This is a genomic window from Streptomyces sp. NPDC031670 (genome assembly GCF_055580545.1).
Map to the genome: position 1 here is coordinate 49,977 of NZ_JBVILC010000011.1, position 17,080 is coordinate 67,056.

Sequence of the window (17,080 nt, forward strand, 5' to 3'; positions counted from 1 at the left end):
GGGTTGCACGGGGTTCGGGGGCGCGCCCGTTCCTGATCGCCGCCCGATCGCTCCTTGATCGTCCGTTGGCCGTTCCTTGATCGTCTCCAGGCCGTCCGCCCCTGCGGCTCTGGGATGAGATCCTGGTATGCACCTTCGAAAGTGTGCTGATGGTTCCAGCGACGCCTGTGATCCATGTCTCAAGTCCTTCCATATGCGGCTGTGTGGTGTCGTATGGTGTCTCAACGCCTTTAGCACTAACTCGGGGACCTTTGGCCTGCTTGGCGCGCCAAAGGTCTCTTTTCTGCGAAGGAACCGGAATTACTGGTTCCGAATACAGTGAATGACCTATGGGCCGGGCCCCGGGCGCGAAGATGCGCCCCGGGCGTGGATCCCGGTGGGTCCGTCCTCTCGACTCCGTCACCACGGATGCGAACCCCTCGGGCGTAGGGGCGGGCGGTCTCCTGCCGGTGCCGGCCACCCCCCACCGGGCGCGATCACCGCTCACGAAGCGCGCGTCCCGAGCAAGCAAGGATCGACCATGGCGTCCAGCCTGACGAAGGACTCGGCCAGCACCACCGGTTCCGAGAAGACCTTCTTCGGCCACCCCCGCGGCCTGGCCACTCTCTTCATGACCGAGATGTGGGAGCGCTTCTCCTACTACGGCATGCGCGCCCTTCTCGTGTACTACCTGGTCTCCGGCGGTGCCGACGCGGCGACCGGCGCCCAGGGCGGCGGCCTCGCCATGCGGGCCACCACGGCCACGGCCATCTACTCCGTCTACGTCTCCATGGTCTACCTCATGGCGATGCCGGGCGGCTGGTTCGGCGACCGCGTCTGGGGTGCCCGCAAGACGGTCACCATCGCCGGTTCCGTGATCATGTGCGGTCACCTTGCCCTGGCCCTGCCCGGCCAGCCCCCGTTCTTCCTCGGCCTGATCCTGGTCGCCGTCGGCTCCGGCCTGCTCAAGGCCAACATCTCGACGATGGTCGGCCACCTGTACAACGGCGCCGACGACCCGCGCCGCGACGGTGGCTTCACCGTCTTCTACATGGGCATCAACCTCGGCGCCTTCGCGGCTCCGCTGGTGATCGGCACGGTCGGCAAGGAGCACAACTGGCACCTGGGCTTCGCCCTCGCCGCGCTCGGCATGGCCCTGGGCCTGGCTCAGTTCCTCCTCGGCACCAAGCACCTGGACCCCCGGAGCAGCCTGGTCCCGAACCCGCTGTCGGCCGCCGAGCGCAAGGGCGTCCTCGTCAAGGCCGCCGCGGCCGTCGTCGCCCTCGCCGTCTTCTACGGCGTCGTGGTGGCCGTGGGTGCCTACACGCTGAACTGGGCGCTGGTCCCGCTCACCCTGGCCGGTCTGATCATCCCGATCGCCGTCCTGGTCCGCATCAAGCGCGACAAGGACCTGTCGACGGCCGAGCAGTCGAAGATGAACGGCTACATCTGGCTCTTCGTCGCCGCCGCCGTCTTCTGGATGATCTACGACCAGGGCGGCTCGACCCTGTCGCTCTTCGCCGACGACAAGACCGTCGACAACGTGGCGGGCCTGCACTTCTCGGCCACCTGGTACCAGTCGCTGAACCCGCTCTTCGTGATGGCGCTGGCCCCGATCTTCGCCTGGCTGTGGCTGTGGCTGGCCCGTAAGAACCAGGAGCCGAACACCATCGTGAAGTTCGCGATGGGCCTGGTCATCATCGGTGCCTCGTTCTTCGTCTTCATCGTCCCGATGAACATGGCGGGTGACAGCGGCAAGGTCTCCCCGTTGTGGCTGGTCTCGATCTACATGATCCAGACCATCGGCGAGCTCTGCCTCTCCCCGGTCGGCCTCTCGGTCACCACGAAGATGGCCCCGCAGAAGTACGCCTCCCAGATGATGGGCGTCTGGTTCCTCGCGGTCACCGCGGGCGACTGCTTCACGGGTCTGCTCTCGCTGGCCGGTGTGAGCCTCGACGGGCTCGGGATCATCGCGATGGAGGCCTCGATGGCCGCCGTCGCGGGCCTCGCGATCTACATGTACCGCAGGAAGGTCCAGGAGCTCATGGGCGGCGTGCACTGAGCCGCCGCACCACCGCCTCATCGCCAAGGGCCGCCGCACCTCTCCGGTGCGGCGGCCCTCGGCCTTTCGTGCGGGCCTTACGGGCCTTCCTCGCGTACGGACGGGTCAGCGCGTGCCGCGCAGCCGCCGCCACGGGGTGAAGGTGAGGACCCCGCCGCCGAGCAGGACGGCCGTCCCGGCGATGAGGCCGAGGGCGCGCAGGGCGCCGTGGTCGTCCGCGCCGGTCTGGGCGAGGCCGCCGGCCGCCGAGGCGCCGCCGCCGGTGGCCCCGGCGGTGGTGGTGCCGGACGTGCCCGTACCGCCCGACGTACCGCCCTGCTGGGCCGTGGTGTCGAGTTCCAGGGAGACGGGTGCCGTGCCCTTGACCGTGCACGGGATGTTGATCTTGGAGCCGCCCAGGGTGACATCGATCGTCAGCGTGCCGGGGCTGAGCGTCGCCCTGCCGCTCGCGCCCGGTTTGTAGCTGCCGGTCATGTCGGAGAGGCTGACCGGGTCACCCGCGTTCAGGGGACCGGAGTTGGGCGCTCCCGTCACCGTCACCGCGCCCTTGTCGGCGCCGCCCACGGTGATCTGCATGGACGGTTTCAGCGCGCCCACCGGGAGCGGGGCCGGGCTGTTCATGACGCCCTTGGCGGTCTTGACCGTGAGGTCGTAACTCCCGCCGTTTTTCTTGGCGTTCACCGTCACCTTGGAGTTGATGCTCGCCGGGCCGGGGGACTTGCAGGCGAAGGTGACCGCGACTTCCTTTCCGGGGAAGTCGCTCTGCCCGCCGGTGCCACCGGTGGCGGTGCCGCCCGTGCTGCCGCCGGTACCGCCTCCTGTCGACGTGGTGGTGCCGCCGGAGGTGGTGGTGCCGCCCGAGGCGGTGGTGCCGCCCGAGGCGGTGGTGCCGCCGGAAGTGGTGGTCCCGCCGGAGGTGGTGGTACCGCCTGAGCCGGTGGTCCCGCCGGAAGCGGTGGTCCCGCCGGAGGCGGTCGTCCCGCCGGAAGTGGTGCCGCCGCTGCCCGTCGTCCCGCCGGAGGCCGTCGTGCCGCCCGTCGTCGTCCCCCCGCCGTCCGTCACCTTGATCGTCACCCCGGCGGTCACGGCCGCCTTCGGGGAGCACTTGGTGTCCGTCGACAGCGGCTTGCTCACGTTGATCGTGTACTTGTCCGGCGTCAGCGTGACCTCGCCCGCCTTGGTCAGCTTCAGCCTGCCTTTCATGTCCGGCAGGACCATCGGGCTGTTCTTGGGTATCGGCGGGTTCTGCCGCGGCCCCTCCACCGCCAGGTCCGCGCTCTGCGCCCCCGCCACCTCGACGGTGCCGGACGGCTTGACGGTGTCCTTCTCCAGGTCGAGCACATCGGGGTTCTTCGACGCGGCCTGGACGGTCTTCCAGACCACCTCGACCTCGTCGCCCACCTTCGCCTCGGCCGGCGCGGTGATCTGCACCTTGGTGGTGCCCTCCACGGGCGGCAGACCGGAGATGGGGGGCGGGATGCACTCGGTGGCGTAGGAGACCTCTGCCGCCCGGGCGGGCCCGGCGGCCAGGACGATCCCCGCGCCGCCGAGCATCAGCGCGACGCCAGCCGCGCTCATCCTCCGTTGCGTGGTCACGTATTTCCCTTCGTCGTGGGGGTGTTGGAACGGTTCTCGGTCGGTGCGGAGTCCGGGGTGAACCACGGCAGGGGCGTCGTCGCCGTACGCGTGGCCGGGGTGCCGTCGCCGGACGGCGGCGGGGACGGCGGGGGCGCTGCGGTGGCGGCCGTCCCCGGCCGCGCGTGCCCCGCCCCGCCCGGGCGGACCCTGTCCACCACCGCCATGCCGATACGGAACACCGCCGCCGGGACGACCAGGCACAGCAGAATCCAGAAGAGCGTCACGCCCCACGGGCGGCCCACGCCCCAGGGCTGGGTGGCGAGCACCTTCGGCCCGTACTTCACCAGGACCTGGTAGTCGCCGTGCGCGCCCGCGGGCAGCTCGAAGCCCAGACGCACCTCGGCCTTGCCGCCGGGCGCGATGGTGCCCTTCCACCGCTGGTCCTCCCACCGCGGCGCGAACACGCCGTGCGAGGTGCCCAGTTGGAAGACCGGGTCCTTGACCGGTGCCGGGCCGAGGTTGCCGACGGTGACGACGAGCGTGCGCGAGGGCGGCGCCCCGAACCAGGTGAGGATCCCGCCGCCGCCCCTGAGCTCCGGCGCGGTCAGGACGCTCAGGCGCCCGGTGCCGGACTGCTCGGGCAGCGGTGCCACCGGATGGCCCGTGATCCGCACCTCGGCATCCACCGCGGCCGGCTCCCCCGTCACCGTGGCCACATGCACCACGCAGGGGCAGGGCTTGGGCGGGGCGGCCACCGGCAGCGGCTTGCTGAAGGTTCCCTTGGCGTCGGTGGTCACCGCGCGCCCGTCGGCGTTGGCGCAGGAGTTGGTGCCGCCGATCACGCCCTGCCCGGGGGTGGACTGGCCGCAGACCAGCAGCATCAGCAGCGCGCCGGGCCGCCAGCCGGTGCCGCTCGCGGTGATCTCGCCGCCCTTGGCCGCCTCCTGTCCGGAGAGGGTCACGACGGGTTTCCCCCCGTCGGCGCGCGCGACCACCGGGGGCACCGCGGACAGGAGCGCCGCCAGCACGACCGCGACCAGCGCCGCCACTGCCGTACGCCCCCTCACGACGCCACTCCCGTCGTCGCCAACTCTCCTGCGGGCCAGCCATCTTGGGGGGCGCCGGCTCCCCGTCGGCGCCTTCGGCGTACCCACAGCGCGGCTCCCGCGCCCGCCGCCGCGCATCCGGCGCCCGCCACCGGCCCCCACGGCACGAACGCCGTCGAGGCCGTCGCCTCGCCGCGGGCGGCGCCGGGCGCCGTCACCGTCAGGCGCACCTCGACGCGGTCGAGGGTCGGCGGGTGCCACGGTTCGGTCAGCTCGGCGCGCCCACCGGGCGGCAGCGCCACCGGCAACGGCCGGGCCGGGCGCCGCAGCCGCCGCCCCCACAGCCCGTCCGCGCGCACGGCCAGGCTCGGGGCGAGCGTGGTGTTGCCCCGGTTGACCAGGGCGTACCGGATGAGGGAGCGGCCCCGGTCGACCCGTGCGTCCTCGACGGTCAGCGCGGCCAGGACCGGTCCCGCCACCCGCACCCGGACCGGGACCCGCGCCTGCCGGCCGCCGCCGGACGCGACCAGCGCCGCCGTGTGGCCGCCGGGCGGCGCGCCCACCGGGACGGTGACGGCGAACGGCACCTCGGCCCGGGTGCGCGGCGGGATCCGCACCTCGGCGGCGGCCGGCGTGATCCAGGCGCCGGTGGCGGTGCCGTCGGCAGCGGTCCCGCGCAGCCGCAGGGTCAGCGGGCGTTCGGTGGGGTTGGTGAGCGAGAGCCGGTCCTCCAGGACGGAGCCGGGCGCGCCCTCCAGGTAGAAGTACGGCCGGCCGTCCCCGGCCGAGACGGGCGCGGCGCTCCACTCCCCCTCGGCGGCGTGTGCGGCGGGAACGGTTGGGGCGGACAGGGCGGACAGGGCCAGGGCCGCGGCGAACACGGCCGGGCGGATCGGGCGCGGCGGCATCAGCGGCTCCCCGTCGGGCGTCGGTAGGGACGGATCAGCCGTGCGCGCGGGCCCCGCGCCGGGTCAGCCACAGCACCCCGGCCGCGCCGGTGAGCAGGACCGTGCCGCCGAGCGTGCCGAGGGCGAGCGCCGAGTCGAGCGGGCCGGTCCTGGGCAGCGACTCGGCGGCCCCGGGGGCGCCGGTGACGTCCAGGGCGAGGGAGGGGCCGGGGCTGTTGCCCGGGGTGCAGGTGGTGGTGGTGCCCAGCGCCTTGATGGTGAGGACCGAGGGGGTGAAGGTGACCTTGCCCGACGCCTTCGGTGTGTACGTACCGCTCAGATCGCTGATCTTGATGGGGCTGTTGGCGGGGATCTCGGCCGTGTTGGCGGGGCCGGACACCGAAACCGTGCCCTTGTCGGGGCCGCCGAGCCGTACGACGGCGCTCGGGTTCATCGCCCCGGGGCCCAGCGCCACGGGGCTGGAGGAGACGCCCTTCTGGAACGACATGGTCAGCTTGTAGGCGCTGCCGCTTCTGACGGCCTTGATGTCGATGGGCGACACCGCGCTCTTGGGCCCGATCGGTGTCTCGCACTTGTAGTTGACGTCCACGACGTCGGCGTGGGCGGCCGGGGCGGCGATCAGCACCACCGGGGCCGCCACCGCAGCCGCAAGGGCGAGTGCTGTCCGTTTCTGGTACGACACCTGCGACACCTCGAATTTCCCTCGGTCCCGAGGCCGTTCACGTTACTGACGGCACATCAGATTGGGCGTCAAGGTACGCCGGGGACCTTGTCGAGGGAAGACACACAACACAGTGGATGACGGGCGCGAGTGACGTGAGTGCCCTGGACGGGCACCACGTGAGGACGTGCGCGGGCGAGGAGGGCGCCCTACGCGGGCGCGGCGAGCTCCGCCCAGACCGTCTTGCCGGCCACTCCGGGGGCCCTCTGGACGCCCCAGTCCAGACAGAGCCGCTGGACGATGAACATGCCGTGGCCGCCGGGCCGTCCCGCGCGGTGCGGGGTGCGGGGCGCGGGCTGGCCGGAGCCGAGGTCGGTGACCTCCAGGCGCAGCACCTTGGAGTTGAGGGCGACGCGCAGCCGCTCGGGGCCCTCGGCGTGCAGACAGGCGTTGGTGACCAGCTCGGAGACCACCAGCAGGACGTCCTCGGCGGCGGCCCGCCGGTCGGCGGTGGCGGCCGGGAGCCAGCCCCACTCGTACAGCGCCTGACGGGTGAAGTCGCGCGCCAGGGGCACGACGCCGCTGGCCCCCTGAAGGGCGAGGACGCGCGAGGCCGTCGCCGGAGCTCCGTCCGGCTCGGGGCCGCGGTCGCCCGGCTGGTGCTGCCGGGTGGTGCTCATCAGCGCTTCACCTCACCGATTCACCGAACGCCTGGTTCGCCAACGTCTTGGGTCTGGTCTCCTGCCCCGCAACAGCGGGGTCAGTCGTCCAGTGCGGCTTCGAGCGAATCATGCACGCTGAAGACCGCTTCCGCTCCCGTGATCTCGAAGACGCGGGCCACCACGGGAAGCATCCCCGCCAGATGGACCCCGCCGCCGGCCGCCTCGGCCTTGAGCCGGGCGCCGAGCAGCACGTTCAGTCCGGTCGAGTCGCAGAACTCCAGCTGCGCGCAGTCGACGACCAGCCGGGTGCGGCCGGCCCCGACCGCACTCTCCAGCGGTTCGCTGAGCAGCTCCGCCGTGTGGTGGTCCAGCTCGCCCACGGGCGTGAAGATCTCACTGCGGCCGTGCGAGCGGACGCCGACCTTGAGACGGCCCCCGTTTGCGCTTCCGACCGTGCCGCGGTCCATGCCCGTCCCTCTTCGCTGTGATCGCCGTGGTTCGCCGTGCCACACCGTAAACGGTGCGGCGGTGGTTCGTGTCGTCCTTCCGAGTGCTTTCCCTGTGCTCCCCGTCACAAGTGACGCACCTCTCCGCATACGTGGCCGAACACGACCCCGTACACGCGGACTCCGCGAGAACACTACGCCTTCCCTACGGCCGCCGGAAGCCGAACACCGCCCCGAACCGGACATATAGTAACAACTCGACCTTGCGGCGGTAGGACCAAAGCGGGTAGGGGTAGGAGAGACAGTTTTTCACCACGACCGGCCATGGAGGCGCCGCAAACCGATCCGCCACGTATGGGCGTCGGCAGCCATATGCCGAGAACGATGGAGGAGACCCATGTCACCCCGGCTCGACGAATCCATGGATACGTCGGCAACGCACGTACCGCACACCATCCACACCACCCTCGAGGGACTTGGCGATCTCCCGGAGATCCCGCCCTACGAACACATCGCGCCGCTGGACGCGCGGGCCCTGTCGAAGACGCTCTTCGCCCGGCTCGACTCCCTCGAAGAGGGCACCCCCGCGTACGCCTACGTACGCAACACGCTCGTCGAACTCAACCTCGCGCTGGTCAAGTTCGCCGCCTCCCGCTTCCGCTCGCGCAGCGAGCCGATGGAGGACATCATCCAGGTCGGCACCATCGGCCTGATCAAGGCGATCGACCGCTTCGAGTACGACAGAGGCGTGGAGTTCCCCACCTTCGCCATGCCGACCATCGTCGGCGAGATCAAGCGCTTCTTCCGGGACACCTCCTGGTCGGTCCGGGTCCCCCGCCGCCTGCAGGAACTCCGTCTCGACCTGGCCAAGGCGGGCGACGAACTCGCCCAGCAGCTGGACCGCTCACCGACGGTGGGCGAGCTCGCCGAGCGCCTGGGCATCAGCAGGGACGAGGTCGTCGAGGGGATGGCGGCGAGCAACGCGTACACCGCCAGCTCGCTGGACGCCCAGCCCGAGGAGGACGACACCGAGGGCGCGCTCGCGGACCGGATCGGCTACGAGGACCACGACCTCGAAGGCGTCGAGTACATCGAGTCCCTCAAGCCGCTGATCGCCGGACTGCCGGCCCGGGACCGCAAGATCCTGTCGCTGCGGTTCGTCGCCAACATGACCCAGTCCGAGATCGGCGAGGAGCTCGGCATCTCCCAGATGCACGTCTCCCGGCTGCTCTCGCGCACCCTGACCCGGCTGCGCAAGGGGCTGACGGTGGAGGAGTGACCTCCGCCGCCCGCGCGAGGGCCCGTTCCCCCCGGGGGACGGGCCCTCGGCTATGGCGCCAGCGCGGCGGTGACCGCCGCCTCGGCGTGCAGCCGCGTGGTGGGGAACACCGGTACCGGGCTGTGCTCCTGACGGATCAGCAGCTCGATCTCGGTACAGCCGAGGACGACGCCCTCGGCGCCGTCGGCGACCAGCCGCGCGATCACGCCCCGGTAGGCGTCGCGGGACTCCTCCCGCACCACGCCGAGGCACAGCTCCTCGTAGATGACCCGGTGGACCAGGGCGCGGTCGTCGGCGCCCGGGGTGAGGACGTCCAGGCCGTGCGCGCGCAGCCGGTCCCGGTAGAAGTCCTGCTCCATGGTGAAGGCGGTGCCGAGCAGCCCGACGCGCCGCACACCCCGGGCCCGTACCGCCTCGGCGGTCGCGTCGCCCAGGTGCAGCAGCGGTACGGAGACGGCGGCGGCGACCTGGTCCGCCACCTTGTGCATGGTGTTGGTGCAGATCAGCACGAGGTCGGCGCCGGCCGCCTCCAGTCCCTTCGCCGCCGCCGCCAGCACCTCGCCCGCCCGCTCCCACTCCCCGGCGCGCTGGAACTCCTCGATCCCGGCGAAGTCGACGGAGTGCAGGACGCAGCGGGCCGAGTGCAGACCGCCGAGCCGTTCGCGTACGAGCTCGTTGAGGAGCCGGTAGTACTCCGCGCTGGACTCCCAGCTCATGCCGCCGATCAACCCGATGGTCCTCATCGCGCCACTCTAGGCTGTGATCATCACTGACAGCTGTGGACGAGGGGCGGGGCCATGGGGAAGCACGAGATGACCGAGGTCGCGGGGATCGCGATACCCGAGGGGCGGGCGGCGCGGGCCGCGCTGCTGGTCTGCGCGGAGTACGCGGACGAGGCGCTGTACCACCACTCGCTGCGGTCGTACTTCTTCGGCGCGGCCTGGGCCCGTGAGCGGGGCCTGGACTACGACCGTGAGCTGTTCTTCGTCTCCGCGCTCCTGCACGACCTGGCGCTCACCCCGCCCTTCGACAGCCACACCCTGCCCTTCGAGGAGGCGGGCGGCCATCTGGCCCGTGTCTTCACGGCCGGCCTGGGCTGGCCGGACGCGCGCCGCGACCGGGCGGCCGAACTGATCGTGCTGCACATGCGCGACGACGTGTCGCCGGAGGCGGACGCGGAGAGCCGGCTGCTCCAGGTGGGCACGAGCGCCGACGTGTCCGGAACGGGCCTGGAGGCCTTCGACGCGGCGTTCCGGGCGGAGCTGGTGGGGGCGTATCCCCGGCTGGGCTTCGCGGAGGCGTTCGTGGGCCTCTTCCACGACCAGGCCCGGCGCAAGCCGGGGTGCGCGGCGGCGGAGCTGGTGGCCGGGGGCTGGGAGAAGCGGGCGCTGGGGAACGGGCTGGATCGCGCGTAGCGGCCGGTTGTGGGCATGCTGGCCGACGAGGGCCGGTATGCGCAGGGCTCCGGCGCCGGGACCGTGGACGCCGGAAGCCCGGAAGCGGCGGGCCCGGGAGCCGCAGAGACCGCCAGGAGGCCCGTATGACCCCGGTGAACCCGGTGAACCCCGTCATCGCCGTGACGGGAGCCAGTGGCGCCATCGGCGGGCGGGTGGCCCGCCGGCTCGCCGAGCGGGGGGTGGCGACCCGGCTGGTGGGCCGCAGCCCGGAGCGGCTGCCGGAGCTGCCCGGCGCGGTGAGGGCGGCGCCCGCCGCGTTCGGGGACGCGACCGCGATGCGGGACGCGCTGGCCGGGGCCGGGACGATGCTGATGGTGTCGGCCCACGAGTCCCCGGACCGGGTGCGCGAGCACACCACCGCCGTGGACGCGGCCGTCGCGGCGGGCGTGCGGCGCGTCGTGTACGTGTCGTTCCTCGGGGCCGCCCCGGACGCCGCGTTCACCTTCGCGCGCGACCACTGGCACACCGAGCAGTACATCCGGGGCACGGGCCTGGCGTACACCTTCCTGCGCGACAGCCTCTATCTGTCCGGGCTGGCCGCGATGGCGGGCCCGGACGGGGTGATCCGGGGCCCCGCCGGGCACGGCCGGGTCTCGGGGGTCGCGCACGAGGACATCGCGGACGTGGCGACGGCCGTGCTCCTGGGCGAGGGCGGCGGCAGGCCCGGAGGCGGGGAGCACGACGGCGCCACCTATGACGTCACCGGCCCCGAGGCGCTGACGCTCACCGAGGTGGCGGCCGAACTGAGCCGGGTGTCGGGCCGGACCGTCACCTATGTGGAGGAGACCCGCGAGGAGGCCTACGCCTCACGCGCCGGGTACGGCGCCGAGGAGTGGGAGGTCACCGGCTGGGTGAGCTCGTACGAGGCGATCGCCGCCGGGGAGATGGCGGCGGTCGGCGACACCGTGCCCCGGCTGACCGGCCGTCGCGCCCAGTCGTTCGCCGAGTACCTGGACGCACATCCGCGCAGCTACCGGCACTTGACGCCCTGACGCCAGACGTCACCGACCAGCGGCACACCGGGCCGGTAGGCGAGGTGGACGTGGCTCGGGGCGTCGAGCAGCGCGAGGTCGGCGCGGGCGCCGGGCGCGATCCGCCCGACATCGGTGCGCCGCAGCGCGGCGGCGCCGCCGGCCGTGGCGGCCCAGACGGCCTCGTCCGGGGTCATCCCCATGTCCCGTACGGCGAGTGCGACGCAGAACGGCATCGAGGACGTGAACGAGGACCCCGGGTTGCAGTCCGTGGACAGCGCGACGGTCACCCCCGCGTCGAGCAGCCGCCTGGCGTCGGGCCACTGGGCGCGGGTGGAGAACTCGGCACCGGGCAGCAGGGTCGCGACCGTGGTGCCGTTCGCCAGCGCGTCGACATCGGCGTCGGTGAGGTGGGTGCAGTGGTCGGCGCTGGCCGCGTCGAGTTCGACGGCGAGCTGGACGCCGGGTCCGTGGGAGAGCTGGTTGGCGTGCACCCGGGGGGTGAGCCCCTTGGCCTTGCCCGCGAGGAGGATCGCCCGGGCCTGGTCGCCGTCGAACGCGCCCTTCTCGCAGAAGACGTCGACCCAGCGGGCGTACGGGGCGCAGGCGTCGAGCATCTCGCCGGTGACGAGCGCGACGTAGGCGGCCGGGTCGTCGGCGTACTCGGGAGCGACGATGTGCGCCCCGAGATACGTCACCTCGTCGGTGTGCTCGGCGGCGATGCGCAGGGCGCGGGCCTCGTCCTCGACGGTGAGGCCGTACCCGGACTTGGTCTCGAAGGTCGTCGTCCCCTGGCGCAGCGCCTCACCGAGGTAGCGGGCGACGTTCGCGCCCAGCTCGGCGTCGGTGGCGGCGCGGGTGGCGGCGACGGTGGTGCGGATACCGCCCGCCTTGTACGCCTGGCCCGACATCCGGGCGTTGAACTCCCGGGTGCGGTCGCCGGCGAAGACGAGGTGCGAGTGGGAGTCGACGAAGCCGGGGATGGCGGCGTGGCCGGTGGCGTCGTGGACCTCGTCGGCGGCCGGGGCGTCCTCGGCGCGGCCGACCCAGGCGATGGTGGCGCCGTCGATGACGACGGCGGCGTTCTCGACGAGGCCGAGGGGGGTGGGGCCGAGGGTGGGGTCGTTGGTGACGAGGGTGGGGATGTTGGTGATGAGGGTGGTGGTCATGGGTCCTCTCCGGTGGGGGCGGTTGTTCGTCTGCGGACCGGCGGGGCTTCTCGCGCAGTTCCCCGCGCCCCTTTTCGGGGCGGTTGGCCGTCTGCGGGCCGGTGGGGGCTTCTCGCGCAGTTCCCCGCGCCCCTGAGGTACTGCGCCGCGGTCGGGGAACTCAGTTCAGCCACAGACTTCCAGGGGCGCGGGGAACTGCGCGAGCAACCCACCACCGGCCCGCGGACGAAGCGCCACCTCTCAGTGGGCTCACTCCCGGAGGGACGCGATGGCCGACGCCAGCGCGGAACCCGCGTCCGGCACCGTCGCGTGCACGCCGTCGCGCACCACCCGGCGCCCCCCCACCACCACCTCCCGCACATCCGCCGCCGACGCCGCGAACACCGCCGTCTCCGCGCCGAGCCGCGGCACCGGGCCCGCCGTGCGGACCGTGTCCAGGGCGATCGTGGCGAAGTCCGCGAGGGCGCCCGGCGCCAGGCGGCCCGCCTCGGGCCAGCCCAGGGCCGCGTGGCCGTCCGGGGACGCCGCGCGCAGCAGCGCCGCCGCCGTCCAGTGCCCCCGGGTCCGCGTACGCAGCCGCTCGTCCAGCTCCATCGCCCGCGCCTCCTCCAGCAGGTCGATCACCGCATGGCTGTCGCTGCCGAGCGACAGCGGCGACCCGGCGCGCTGGAGGGCGACGGCGGGGCCGATGCCGTCGGCGAGGTCGCGCTCGGTCGTCGGGCACATGCACGTACCCGTGCCCGACCCGCCGAGCAGCGCGATGTCCTCATCGGTGAGGTGCGTGTTGTGGACGCCGGTCGTCCGCGGCCCCAGCACCCCGTGGTCCGCCAGCAGCCGCGTCGGTGTGCGCCCGTGCGCGGCCAGACACGCCTCGTTCTCCGCGACCTGCTCGGAGAGATGGACGTGCAGGGGCGCCTCCCGCTCCTCGGCCCACGCCGCCACCTCGCGCAACTGGTCCGCGGGCACCGCCCGTACGGAGTGGATGGCCGCCCCGATCCGTACGCCGTCGCGCGGCTTGAGCAGCGCCGCCCGCTCGGCCCACGCCCGCGCGGTGCCGTCACTGAACCGCAGCTGGTGGGCGTTGGGCGGCTCACCGAAGCCGGCCGAGAGGTACGCCGTGTCGAGCAGCGTGATGCGGATGCCGGCGTCGGCGGCGGCCTCGATCAGCGCCTCGCCCATCGCGTTCGGGTCGGCGTACGGCGTGCCGCCCGGCGCGTGGTGCAGATAGTGGAACTCGCCCACCGCGGTGATCCCGGCGAGCGCCATCTCTGCGTACACGGCCCGCGCCAGCGCGTGGTACGAGTCGGGCGTGAGCCGCGCGGCGACCGCGTACATCGTCTCGCGCCAGGTCCAGAACGTGCCCGAGCCGACCTGGACCGTACCGCGCAGGGCCCGGTGGAAGGCGTGGCTGTGGGCGTTGGCCAGTCCGGGCAGGGTGAGGCCGCGCAGGACGGCGGCGCCGGGCGGCGGCGCGTCGACTCCCTTGCGCAGGGCCGTGATACGCCCGTCCGCCACCTCTACCAGCACGCCCGGTTCGACCTCGGGGTCGAGCCAGGCGTGCTCCAGCCAGTACGACGTCACCTGCACGCCAGCCCCTCCAGAACGTCGGCGAGTGCGAGCACCCCGGCCACGCAGTCGTCCTCACCGGCGAACTCGGCCGGGGAGTGCGAGACGCCCGTGGGGTTGCGTACGAACAGCATGGCGGTCGGGACCGTCCCCGAGAGGATTCCGGCGTCGTGTCCGGCGCCGGTGCCGAGGACCGGGGTGTGCCCGCCGAGGATCTTCGCCAGTTCGTCGCGCAGGGCGTGCTCGAACTCGACGACGGGCGTGAACGACTCCCGGACGACGGTCAGGTCCACACCGTCCCGCTCGGCGCGCTCGCGCGCCGCCCGCTCGATCGCCGTGACCACCGTGTCCAGGGTCGTCTGGTCGGCGGCGCGCGAGTCCAGCCAGCCGCGCACCAGCGACGGGATGGCGTTGACGCCGTTGGGCTCGCAGGAGATCTTGCCGAAGGTGGCGACCGCGCCCGCGAGTTCGGCCTCGCGGCGGGCGGCGAGGACGGTCTCGGCGTACGTGAGCATCGGGTCGCGCCGGTCCACCAGGCGGGTGGTGCCCGCGTGGTTGGCCTCGCCCGCGAAGTCGAACCGCCAGCGGCCGTGCGGCCAGATGGCGGAGGCGATGCCGATGGCGTCGCCGCTGAGGTCCAGGGCGCGGCCCTGCTCCACGTGCAGCTCGACGAACGCGCCGATACGGGCGAGGCGCTCGGGGTCGGGGCCGATGGCGTCCGGGTCGTATCCGGCGCGCTCCATGGCCTGCGGCAGGGTGACCCCGTCGCCGTCGCGCAGCCGGTGCGCGGCCTCGACGGTCAGCTGCCCGGCGGCGAGCCGGGAGCCGACGCAGGCGAGGCCGAAGCGGGCGCCCTCCTCGTCGCCGAAGTTGACGAGGGCGAGCGGGCGGGTGGGCACGGCTCCGCGCCGCCGCAGCTCGTCGAGGGCGGCGAACGACGACACGACGCCGAGGGGGCCGTCGAAGGCGCCGCCGTCCGGGACGGAGTCCAGGTGCGACCCGGTGACGACGGCGTCCCCGGCGGTGGGGTCACCGGCCCAGGCCCACTGGTTGCCGTTGCGGTCGAGCTCGTAGGTGAGCCCGCGGGACTCGGCCTGCGACCGGAACCAGGCGCGGCAGTCGGCGTCGGCCCCGGTCCAGGCGAAGCGGCGGTAGCCGCGGGTGCCGGCGTCCCGCCCGATCGGGGCGAGATCACGCCACATCTCGTGGAACGAGGGGGTCTCCCCCACCCCACCCCTTCCCGAAACGCTCCGCGGGTGGGGGTGGGTGGAGGGGGAGGGATTCCCCGGGGGCTCCGCCCCCGGCCCCCCGAGCGGGGGCTGCGCCCCCTGCACCCCGCCAGGGGGTTGCGCCCCCCGCGGGGCCTGCCGCCCCTGCACCCCGCCGAGGGACGGCGCCCCGGCCCCCCGTGCGTCGCCGGCGGCCCGCACCCCCTCAGGGACGCGACCGCTGTCCGGGGCACCCGCACCCCCCTCAGGGGCGCGGGGAACTGCGCGACCAGCCCCCACCGACGCGGACCCGGCCGACGACCCCGGGGCCGCCCCGGGAACAGGGGCCGACGGGGTACCCCCCGTCACGCTTCACCCTCCCGCATCGGCACCCGCACACCCCGCTCGTCCGCCACCGACTCCGCGATGTCGTACCCGGCGTCGACATGCCGGATGACACCCATCCCGGGGTCGTTGGTCAGGACGCGGCGGATCTTCTCGCCCGCCAGCGCCGTCCCGTCCGCCACCGTCACCTGGCCCGCGTGGATGGAGCGGCCCATGCCGACGCCGCCGCCGTGGTGCAGCGAGACCCAGGACGCGCCGGAGGCGACGTTGACCATCGCGTTCAGGAGCGGCCAGTCCGCGATGGCGTCCGAGCCGTCGAGCATCGCCTCGGTCTCGCGGTACGGAGAGGCCACCGAGCCGCAGTCGAGGTGGTCGCGGCCGATCGCCAGCGGGGCCGCCAGCTCGCCCGACGCCACCATGTCGTTGAAGCGCTCGCCCGCCTTGTCCCGCTCGCCGTAACCGAGCCAGCAGATCCGCGCGGGCAGGCCCTGGAAGTGGACGCGCTCGCCGGCCATCTTGATCCAGCGGTGCAGCGACTCGTTCTCCGGGAACAGGTCCAGGATCGCCTTGTCCGTCTTGTGGATGTCGGACGCCTCGCCCGACAGCGCCGCCCAGCGGAAGGGGCCCTTGCCCTCGCAGAAGAGCGGGCGGATGTACGCGGGGACGAAGCCGGGGAAGGCGAACGCCCGGTCGTAACCCGCCAGTTGCGCCTCGCCGCGGATGGAGTTGCCGTAGTCGAAGACCTCGGCGCCCGCGTCCATGAAGCCGACCATCGCCTCGACGTGCCGGGCCATGGACTCCCGGGCGCGGGTGGTGAAGCCCGCCGGGTCCTTCGCCGCGTACGAGGCCATGTCGTCGAAGTCGACGCCGACCGGCAGATACGCCAGCGGGTCGTGCGCCGACGTCTGGTCGGTCACGATGTCGATGGGCGCGCCCTCGGCCAGCATCTGCGGCAGCAGCTCCGCCGCGTTGCCGAGCAGGCCGATGGAGAGCGGCCGGCGGGCGTCGCGCGCCTCGACGGCGAGCTCCAGCGCGTGCCGCAGGCTGTCGGCCTTCACATCGAGGTAGCGGTGCTCGATACGGCGCTCGATGGCCCGCGGGTCCACGTCGATACAGATCGCGACGCCGTCGTTCATCGTCACGGCGAGCGGCTGGGCGCCGCCCATGCCGCCGAGACCGGCGGTGAGCGTGATGGTCCCGGCCAGCGTGCCGTTGAACTTCTTCGCCGCGACGGCCGAGAACGTCTCGTACGTGCCCTGGAGGATGCCCTGGGTGCCGATGTAGATCCAGGAGCCCGCGGTCATCTGGCCGTACATGGTCAGACCGAGCTGCTCCAGACGGCGGAACTCCTCCCAGTTCGCCCAGTCGCCCACCAGGTTGGAGTTGGCGATCAGGACGCGCGGGGCCCACTCGTGGGTCTGCATCACGCCGACCGGGCGGCCGGACTGGACGAGCATCGTCTCGTCCTGCTTGAGCGTGCGCAGGGTGCGGACCATCGCGTCGAAGGAGCGCCAGTCGCGCGCGGCCTTGCCGGTGCCGCCGTAGACGACGAGCTTGTCGGGGTGCTCCGCGACCTCCGGGTCGAGGTTGTTCTGGAGCATCCTCAGGGCGGCTTCCTGCTGCCATCCCAGGGCGCTCAGTTCCGTACCGCGCGGTGCCCGTACGGGGCGGGGTCCTGACATGGCGAGGCCTCCTCACGACGTGACTCAGATATTCACATCCTGTCTGCCTGAATAGAACTAG

The 17,080-nt window shown here is 73.0% G+C and carries 15 protein-coding genes; 4 read left to right on the plus strand and 11 right to left on the minus strand.

Annotated elements, in window-relative coordinates:
• Positions 1 to 520 precede the first annotated feature (520 nt).
• Positions 521 to 2,041 (plus strand): peptide MFS transporter, encoded by a 1,521-nt coding sequence (locus tag ACZ5ID_RS21300; protein ID WP_468900132.1) that lies wholly within the window; start codon positions 521 to 523, stop codon positions 2,039 to 2,041.
• Positions 2,042 to 2,146: 105 nt separating this feature from the next.
• On the opposite strand, the gene ACZ5ID_RS21305 is transcribed toward ACZ5ID_RS21300, so the two are convergent.
• The 6 genes from ACZ5ID_RS21305 to ACZ5ID_RS21330 form a co-directional block, all read right to left on the minus strand.
• On the minus strand, positions 2,147 to 3,619 hold the full coding sequence (locus ACZ5ID_RS21305; protein ID WP_468900135.1) for a hypothetical protein: 1,473 nt from the start codon (positions 3,617 to 3,619) through the stop codon (positions 2,147 to 2,149).
• A gap of 14 nt (positions 3,620 to 3,633) precedes the next feature.
• Positions 3,634 to 4,686: a hypothetical protein gene (locus ACZ5ID_RS21310; protein WP_468900138.1), complete on the minus strand. Its 1,053-nt coding sequence runs from the start codon at positions 4,684 to 4,686 to the stop codon at positions 3,634 to 3,636.
• Entirely contained in the window at positions 4,683 to 5,573 is an 891-nt protein-coding gene (locus ACZ5ID_RS21315) for a COG1470 family protein (RefSeq protein WP_468900141.1), read from the minus strand. The genes ACZ5ID_RS21310 and ACZ5ID_RS21315 overlap by 4 nt, the downstream gene beginning before the upstream one ends.
• A 34-nt stretch (positions 5,574 to 5,607) precedes the next feature.
• Positions 5,608 to 6,255 carry a peptidase gene (locus tag ACZ5ID_RS21320; protein ID WP_468900144.1) on the minus strand — a complete coding sequence of 216 codons (648 nt, stop codon included), beginning with the start codon at positions 6,253 to 6,255 and terminating at the stop codon, positions 5,608 to 5,610.
• A gap of 188 nt (positions 6,256 to 6,443) precedes the next feature.
• Positions 6,444 to 6,914 (minus strand): ATP-binding protein, encoded by a 471-nt coding sequence (locus tag ACZ5ID_RS21325; RefSeq protein WP_468900147.1) that lies wholly within the window; start codon positions 6,912 to 6,914, stop codon positions 6,444 to 6,446.
• Between the two features lie 80 nt (positions 6,915 to 6,994).
• A complete protein-coding gene (locus ACZ5ID_RS21330) occupies positions 6,995 to 7,363 on the minus strand; it encodes an STAS domain-containing protein (protein WP_468900150.1) in 369 nt (122 codons plus the stop codon).
• Between the two features lie 400 nt (positions 7,364 to 7,763).
• On the opposite strand from ACZ5ID_RS21330, the gene ACZ5ID_RS21335 reads away from it, so the two are divergent.
• Complete coding sequence (locus ACZ5ID_RS21335) at positions 7,764 to 8,621, plus strand: RNA polymerase sigma factor SigF (RefSeq protein WP_468900545.1); 858 nt, start codon at positions 7,764 to 7,766, stop codon at positions 8,619 to 8,621.
• 50 nt (positions 8,622 to 8,671) lie between these two features.
• Here ACZ5ID_RS21335 and ACZ5ID_RS21340 read toward each other — a convergent pair whose 3' ends face one another.
• Positions 8,672 to 9,364 (minus strand): aspartate/glutamate racemase family protein, encoded by a 693-nt coding sequence (locus ACZ5ID_RS21340; RefSeq protein ID WP_468900153.1) that lies wholly within the window; start codon positions 9,362 to 9,364, stop codon positions 8,672 to 8,674.
• A gap of 54 nt (positions 9,365 to 9,418) precedes the next feature.
• Here ACZ5ID_RS21340 and ACZ5ID_RS21345 point away from each other — a divergent pair, with 54 nt between their 5' ends.
• Together ACZ5ID_RS21345 and ACZ5ID_RS21350 are read left to right on the plus strand one after the other, a co-directional pair.
• Entirely contained in the window at positions 9,419 to 10,036 is a 618-nt protein-coding gene (locus ACZ5ID_RS21345; RefSeq protein WP_468900156.1) for an HD domain-containing protein, read from the plus strand.
• Between the two features lie 125 nt (positions 10,037 to 10,161).
• The gene (locus ACZ5ID_RS21350; protein ID WP_468900159.1) at positions 10,162 to 11,070 is read left to right on the plus strand and encodes an NAD(P)H-binding protein; all 909 of its coding nucleotides are present in this window, start codon (positions 10,162 to 10,164) and stop codon (positions 11,068 to 11,070) included.
• Here ACZ5ID_RS21350 and hutI read toward each other — a convergent pair.
• The 4 genes from hutI to hutU all read right to left on the minus strand — a co-directional run bounded on the left by hutI (position 11,049) and on the right by hutU (position 17,019).
• Complete coding sequence (gene hutI / locus ACZ5ID_RS21355) at positions 11,049 to 12,218, minus strand: imidazolonepropionase (protein ID WP_468900162.1); 1,170 nt, start codon at positions 12,216 to 12,218, stop codon at positions 11,049 to 11,051. The two genes, ACZ5ID_RS21350 and hutI, sit on opposite strands and share 22 nt — an antisense overlap.
• 249 nt (positions 12,219 to 12,467) lie before the next feature.
• Complete coding sequence (locus tag ACZ5ID_RS21360; RefSeq protein WP_468900547.1) at positions 12,468 to 13,799, minus strand: formimidoylglutamate deiminase; 1,332 nt, start codon at positions 13,797 to 13,799, stop codon at positions 12,468 to 12,470.
• Complete coding sequence (locus ACZ5ID_RS21365; RefSeq protein ID WP_468900550.1) at positions 13,796 to 14,986, minus strand: allantoate amidohydrolase; 1,191 nt, start codon at positions 14,984 to 14,986, stop codon at positions 13,796 to 13,798. Before ACZ5ID_RS21365 ends, ACZ5ID_RS21360 begins: the two co-directional genes overlap by 4 nt.
• 371 nt (positions 14,987 to 15,357) lie before the next feature.
• Positions 15,358 to 17,019: a urocanate hydratase gene (gene hutU / locus ACZ5ID_RS21370; RefSeq protein ID WP_406555196.1), complete on the minus strand. Its 1,662-nt coding sequence runs from the start codon at positions 17,017 to 17,019 to the stop codon at positions 15,358 to 15,360.
• Positions 17,020 to 17,080: the final 61 nt, after the last annotated feature.